Raw genomic sequence first — 6,226 nt, forward strand, 5'->3', positions numbered from 1 at the left:
GGGAATCAGAATGCGATTGCGCTATCAAGCGATTTAATAGGTCCTGAGCCTAGCTTATTTTAGCCGCGCCCCGCGCCTCATCCGCCAACGCAAAGAACCGCTCCCGCACCTCGGCCGCGAACGGGTTGTCGCGTTCGATGGCGCGGAAGACGGCGGGGCTGTCGTGGCGGACCATGTCGACGGCCTGCATCAGGCGGTCGAAGCTGGTGGTGGTCATGCGCGTCGGCAGGGGCTCCATGGCGATCAGGACGCGGGCGATCAGGTGGGTCAGGCCCTGGACGACCGCCGCCTCGCGGTCGTGATCCTCGGGGCTGACCAGAAACACCTTCAACCCCAGCGCGCGGCGGCAGAAGGCGGCGACACGGCGCGCGTCCTTCTCGGCGCGCACAGGACAGACGGCCATACGCAGGCCGGCGATGCCGTCCTTGCCGCTTTGCGGGCCGAACAGCGGATGGGCGCCGACGATGCGCACGCCGGGCGGCGCCATCTGGTCCATCAGGCGCGCGGGCTTCACCTTCACCGATCCCACGTCGACGATCAGGGCGTACGGTCGCAGATACGGGCGAATGGCCGCCAGCACCTCGCCCATCGCCTCGACCGGCACGGCCAGGATCACGACGGGACAGCCGGCGGCGGTGGCCAGATCGCTCAGCGTCGCCACGCCCTCTCCGTCCGTCGCCGCCGGATCGTGGGCCGCGATGTCGAACCACGGCGACAGATGCCGCGCCGTCAGCCGCCCGAAGGCGCCGAAGCCGATCAGGCCGAGCTTTTCCTTTTCATCCGTCACGCCCACCGCCGTTCCACACTCCCCCGTCATCCTCGGGCTTGACCCGAGGATCGGAGGGTCTGCCGCATGGCGTCAGCGGCGGGCGCACAGCCCGGTCCGCACCCGGTCCTCGGGTCAAGCCCGAGGATGACGAAGCTTATGGCAGGGCGGCTCACAGCGTCTCCATGAACCGCACCGGGCGCCCGTGCGCCGATCCGATCAGTTCGCCATCCTGCATCACCACCCGCCCGCGCACGATGGTCGCCATCGGCCAGCCGGTCGCCTCCATCCCGTCGAACGGGGTCCAGCCGCAGCGTGTGGCCTGCTGGTCGTGCGTGATCGTCCGCCTGGCCTTCAGATCGACGATGGTCAGGTCGGCGTCATAGCTGACGGCCATTCGTCCCTTGTTGGCCGTGCCGAACACGCGCTGCGCCCCCGCCGAGGTCAGGTCGATGAAACGCTCCAGCGACAGCCGCCCATTGGCCACATGCGTCAGCATCAGCGGCACCAGCGTCTGCACCCCCGGCATGCCGGACGGAGAGGCCGGATAGGGTTTGGCCTTTTCTTCCTTCGTATGCGGCGCGTGATCGGACCCCAGCACGTCCGCCACCCCCTGCTGCATCCCCCACAGCCACAGGGCGTCCACATGCTCCTGCGACCGGATCGGAGGGTTCATCTGGGCATAGCTGCCCAGCCGCTCATAGGCTTCCGGCCCGACCAGGGTCAGGTGCTGGGGCGTGATCTCGACGGTGGCGACATCCTTGTGGAAGCGCAGATACTCCATCTCGTCCTTGGTCGTGACGTGCAGCACGTGGATGCGCGCGCCCGTCTCCTTGGCCAGTCCGACCAGACGCCGGGTCGAGCGGATGGCGCTCTCGGCGTCGCGCACCTCGGGGTGGCTGGTCCAGTCGCCGGTGCGGGCCAGGCCGCGCCGCTCAACCAGACGGTATTCGTCCTCGGAGTGGAAGGTGGCGCGGCGGCGCACGTTCGACAGAACCTTCCTGACCCCCTCGTCGTCGGCGATCAGCAGGTCGCCGGTCGAGGCGCCCATGAAGACCTTGACCCCGCAGCAGCCGGGCAACCGCTCCAGTTCGCCCAGATAGTCCGCGTTCTCGTGCGTGCCGCCGATGTAGAAGGCGTGATCCGTCCACATCCGATCCTTCGCCCGCGCCAGCTTGTCGGCCATGGTGTCGGGGTCGGTGGTGTTGGGATTGGTGTTCGGCATTTCGAACACGGCGACGACCCCGCCCAGAGCCGCCGCGCGCGATCCGGTCTCCAGATCCTCCTTCCACTCCAGCCCCGGCTCGCGGAAATGGACCTGGGTGTCGATCACGCCCGGCAGCACCGTCAGGCCCGTGGCGTCGAACGTCTCGCCCGCCGACGCCTGGCTCAGGTCGCCGATGAAGGCGATCTTGCCGTCGATCACCCCGACATCCGCCCGTCCGCGCCCCGCATGGTTCGCCACCTCGCCGCCACGGACGATCAGGTCATAGGTCTGGGTCATGGGCAGGCTCCTGCGTGATGGGTGGCTGGGTTCTAACGCTCCGCTCATCCCGGCGAAAGCCGGGACCCAGACCTTTGGGCGCAAGATGCGGCGCGCCATAGACCCGATCTCGACCCAAGCGGCTGTCTTTGGGAAAGCACTGGGTCCCGGCCTTCGCCGGGATGAACGGTAAAAGGGAAACTCACCCCCGCGCCGCCAACACCTTCATCGCGGTCTTCAGCACTCGCTCCCACGGCAGGTCCATCATATGCTGGATGGCCTGGTTCAGGCGGGGGTCCAGGGTCTTGAACTCCTGATAGCTGCGGGGTCCGCGCACGGCCTGGCCCTGCCACGGCCCGCGCGTCGCCTCGTCCGAAGGTCCGAAGACGGCGATTGTCGGCGCGCCCGCCGCCACAGCCAGATGCGTCCAGATCGAATCCGCCCCGATATAGAGCGCCGCCTGAGAGATCGCCGCCGCCGTCTGAAGCCGCGTCAGTTTCCCCTGCAGTTCGATCACCCGCGCGCGCGGCACGGCGTAGCGGATGGTGTGGGCCGCCTCGCGGTCCACCTCCTCGCCCACGATCATCAGCCGCCCGCCGGCCAGCGGCCCGTCGTCGGCCAGCAGCTTGGTCGCCACCTTGGCGTAGCGTTCGGCCGGCCAGCGCTTTCCCATCCATTCCACGCCCGGCCCGACGGCCAGGATCGGCCCGTCTCCTCCGGTCGCCGGGAACAGCGCCTTCGCCTCGGCCAGCGTCTTGTCGGAAAAGAACAGGCGCGGCCCCGGCGTCTCGTCCGGCTCCAGCTTCAGCACCGCCGCCGCCGCCTCGACCGCGTGCAGGCCGGCCGGCGTCTTGCCGCGCACCGCCCGCCGCTCGCGCCTCAGCTTGCCCGACAGGTCCGAGCCGCGCATGTCCACGACCAGGCCCCATTTGGTCCCGCGCACCTGGTTCCACAGGGCGATCCATTCGAAATGGCCCTCGCGCTCCAGCACGATGGTCCGGGCCAGACGCGGCGTGTCGGCGAACAGGGGCGCGCTGGCGGCCGATCCGACGATGGTGAAGCTCGCCTGCGGCAGGCTGTCGACCAGATGCGCCAGCACGCCGGACGACAGAATGGCGTCCTCGGCGTCGGCCTCGGCGATATACAGGATGGGGAACCGCCCGATCATGAGATCAGGACTACAGGGATTCTATCTCAGGTTCAGCGCCAAACGACTGTTTCCACAGGCGGACGTCCTGCGTTACAGCGACGCGCATGAGCCAGCCGCCCCCTTCCGCCGCCGATCCCGCCGCGACCGCCGCCCTGGACCGCTTCAAGGCGCAGCGTGTCACGGCCATCTATCGGCTGGACCTGATCGCCAAGGGCGCCACCCTGTCCTACGAGGACGGCACGCCCATCGACATGGCGTCGGAAAAGGCCCGGCTGGAGCAGGTCGTCGCCGACATGGACCGCCGCATCGCCCAGCTTGAGCGCGCGCTGGGGTGAGCCTGCCCCTCCTTCCCGGGCGGACCTGCGGCGGTTGCGTGGAATGCTGCCGGGTCATTCCGCTGGACCTGCCGGAACTGGCCAAGCCGACCGGCGAACTGTGCGCCTATTGCGTCGACGGCGCCGGCTGTTCGGTGCACGAGATCCGGCCGAGCACCTGTCGCATCTGGTTCTGCCTTTGGCGCGTGATCGAACTGGACGAGGCCTGGCGCCCGGACCGCAGCGGCGTGATCGTGCGGCCCGACGGGGTCGAGGACGGGGTCATCACCCTGTATGTCCTGCGGCGCTCGGACTTCCTGGCCTCGACCGACTTCTTCGTCACCGTGGCGGGCTGGATCGCCGAGGGGATCGAGGTGGCGCTCAGCATCCCCGGCCCGGTCGGAACCTATCCGGCGCGCGCCGTCGTCACCGACTGGCTGCGCCCCGCCGTGGAGGACGGCGATCCCGAGGCCTTCGTCGCGCGCGTCGTCCGATCCCTGGACAGGCTGGCCGAACACGACTTCCAGCCGGATGGCGTCACGGCGCGCTATGCGGTGGTTCAGGTCCGGTGATCTGACGAAAGGCGTTCATCACAACGGACACAACGAGGCCACGAAGACCACGACGAAACCCAACGCGCGTCGGCTCCTGGTTTCTGCAAGCTGTCGATAAGTCTGCGGCTTCGCCGCCACAGGCCATCAGGACCTTTCGACCGGAGCATATCTCCGCCGTGTTCGCCGTGACCTCGCTGCGTCCGTAGCGAAGGCCCCCTATGCGTACGCGGGTTCGCTCAACCGCCCGATGCTCAAGGACGACATGCACGGATAGGCCGCTCTACGGAAATGCCGCCCCCTCCCTTTCCTCGCGCCCTCTTTCCCCTATCTAGCCGTCATGCCCATCGCCCGCCTCGACAGCCGCGCCTTGATCTCGATTACGGGCGAGGACGCCAAGCCCTTCCTGCACAATCTGCTGACCCAGGATGTGGAGACCCTGGCCGACGGCGAACTGCGGTTCGGCGCCCTGCTCTCCCCGCCCGGCCGGCTGCTGTTCGACCTGTTCATCCTGGGCAGGGGCGACGGCGTATTACTGGATGTCGCCGCCGACCGCCGCGACGCCCTGCTGCAGCGGCTGACGATGTATAGGCTGCGCGCCAGGGTTCAGGTCGCCGCCGACGACCGCCCTGTCTTCGCCGCCTGGCCCGATGCGCCCGCCGGCTTCATGCCCGACCCGCGCACGCCCCTGATGGGCGGCCGCCTCTATGGCGACGCGACCGCCGACGCCGTAGAGGCCGACTATGACGCCCACCGCCTGTCCATCGGCCTGCCCGATCCGACCGCCGACGCGCCCCAGGACAAGACCTATCCGATCGAGGCCGATTTCGACCTGCTGAACGGCATCGACTTCCACAAGGGCTGTTTCGTCGGCCAGGAAACCACCTCGCGCATGAAGCGGCGAGGCGCGATCAGGAACCGGATGCTGCCGCTGGATTTCGACGGCCCGCCCCCCGCCTTCGGCGCCGAGGTGCTGAAGGGCGAACTGCGCGCGGGCGAGGTGCTGTCCGGTCGCGACGGCTCCGCCATGGCCCTGCTGCGGATCGATCGGATCGACGGCAACCTGACCGTGGACGGCCGCCCTGTGCGCTTGCGCAAACCCGCCTGGATGGGCGAGGACGTGCTTCCTTCCTCCCAGCCTTGAGTCCCTCCATGAAGATCGCCGACCAGATCGTCCTCGTCACCGGCGGCGCGCGCGGCGTCGGCGCCGCCTGCGTGCGCGCCTTCGCCCGTGAAGGCGCCCGCGTCGTCATCAACTGGAGGAACAGCGGCGAGGCGGCGAACGCCCTGGCGGCCGAGATCGGCGAGCGCGCCATCGCCCTTCAGGCCGATGTGACCGACCGCGCCGCCGTGGACGCCATGATCGACGCGGCACAGAGCCATTTCGGCGCCCCTGTCGTCACCGTCGTCAACAACGCCCTGGACTACAGCTTCAACGGCGACGCCCGATCCCAGATGACCGCCATCGGCTGGGACGAGATGGACCGCCAGTTCTCGACCGTGGTGCGCGGCGCCCTGAACCTGATCCAGGCGACTGCGCCCGGCATGGCCGCGGCCCGGTTCGGCCGCGTCGTCAACATCGGCACCAACCTGTTCCAGAATCCGGTCGTGCCCTATCACGACTACACCGCCGCCAAGGCCGCCCTTCTGTCCCTGACCCGCACCGCCGCCGGCGACCTGGGGCCGGACGGGATCACCGTCAACATGGTCTCGGGCGGACTGCTGCGCACCACCGACGCCAGCGCCGCCACGCCCGAAGCCGTGTTTGACCTGATCGCCGGCATGACGCCGCTGCGGTCGGTGACCACGCCTGAAGAATTCGCCGACGCCGTCCTGTTCTTCGCCTCGCCCTGGAGCCGCGCGGTGACGGGCCAGAACCTGGTCGTGGACGGTGGGCTGGTGCGGGACTAGGCTCAGGACTCATTGATCCAGAAGATCATGATGGCGGCGATGGCGATGGCG

7 protein-coding genes are annotated in these 6,226 nt (G+C 68.8%); 4 read left to right on the plus strand and 3 right to left on the minus strand.

Annotation, left to right across the window (positions count from 1 at the left end; all coding sequences use genetic code 11):
- Window positions 1–49 precede the first annotated feature (49 nt).
- The 3 genes from RTU05_RS16450 to RTU05_RS16460 form a co-directional block, all read right to left on the minus strand.
- Complete coding sequence (locus tag RTU05_RS16450; RefSeq protein ID WP_312599409.1) at window positions 50–787, minus strand: prephenate dehydrogenase; 738 nt, start codon at window positions 785–787, stop codon at window positions 50–52.
- A gap of 151 nt (window positions 788–938) precedes the next feature.
- Window positions 939–2,270 carry a dihydroorotase gene (locus RTU05_RS16455; RefSeq protein WP_312599410.1) on the minus strand — a complete coding sequence of 444 codons (1,332 nt, stop codon included), beginning with the start codon at window positions 2,268–2,270 and terminating at the stop codon, window positions 939–941.
- A 181-nt stretch (window positions 2,271–2,451) separates the two neighbouring features.
- Window positions 2,452–3,417, minus strand: a complete 966-nt coding sequence (locus tag RTU05_RS16460; RefSeq protein ID WP_312599411.1) for a glycosyltransferase family 9 protein — start codon at window positions 3,415–3,417, stop codon at window positions 2,452–2,454.
- A gap of 86 nt (window positions 3,418–3,503) precedes the next feature.
- Between RTU05_RS16460 and RTU05_RS16465 the strand changes: the two genes are divergently transcribed.
- From RTU05_RS16465 to RTU05_RS16480, 4 genes are all read left to right on the plus strand, one after another.
- On the plus strand, window positions 3,504–3,734 hold the full coding sequence (locus RTU05_RS16465) for a hypothetical protein (RefSeq protein WP_312599412.1): 231 nt from the start codon (window positions 3,504–3,506) through the stop codon (window positions 3,732–3,734).
- Complete coding sequence (locus RTU05_RS16470; RefSeq protein WP_312599413.1) at window positions 3,731–4,285, plus strand: hypothetical protein; 555 nt, start codon at window positions 3,731–3,733, stop codon at window positions 4,283–4,285. Before RTU05_RS16465 ends, RTU05_RS16470 begins: the two co-directional genes overlap by 4 nt.
- Before the next feature lie 319 nt (window positions 4,286–4,604).
- Complete coding sequence (locus RTU05_RS16475; RefSeq protein WP_312599414.1) at window positions 4,605–5,408, plus strand: folate-binding protein; 804 nt, start codon at window positions 4,605–4,607, stop codon at window positions 5,406–5,408.
- A gap of 8 nt (window positions 5,409–5,416) precedes the next feature.
- Entirely contained in the window at window positions 5,417–6,175 is a 759-nt protein-coding gene (locus RTU05_RS16480) for a 3-oxoacyl-ACP reductase (RefSeq protein ID WP_312599415.1), read from the plus strand.
- Window positions 6,176–6,226: the final 51 nt, after the last annotated feature.

The organism is Brevundimonas sp. (assembly GCF_032017145.1).
GTDB lineage: Bacteria > Pseudomonadota > Alphaproteobacteria > Caulobacterales > Caulobacteraceae > Brevundimonas.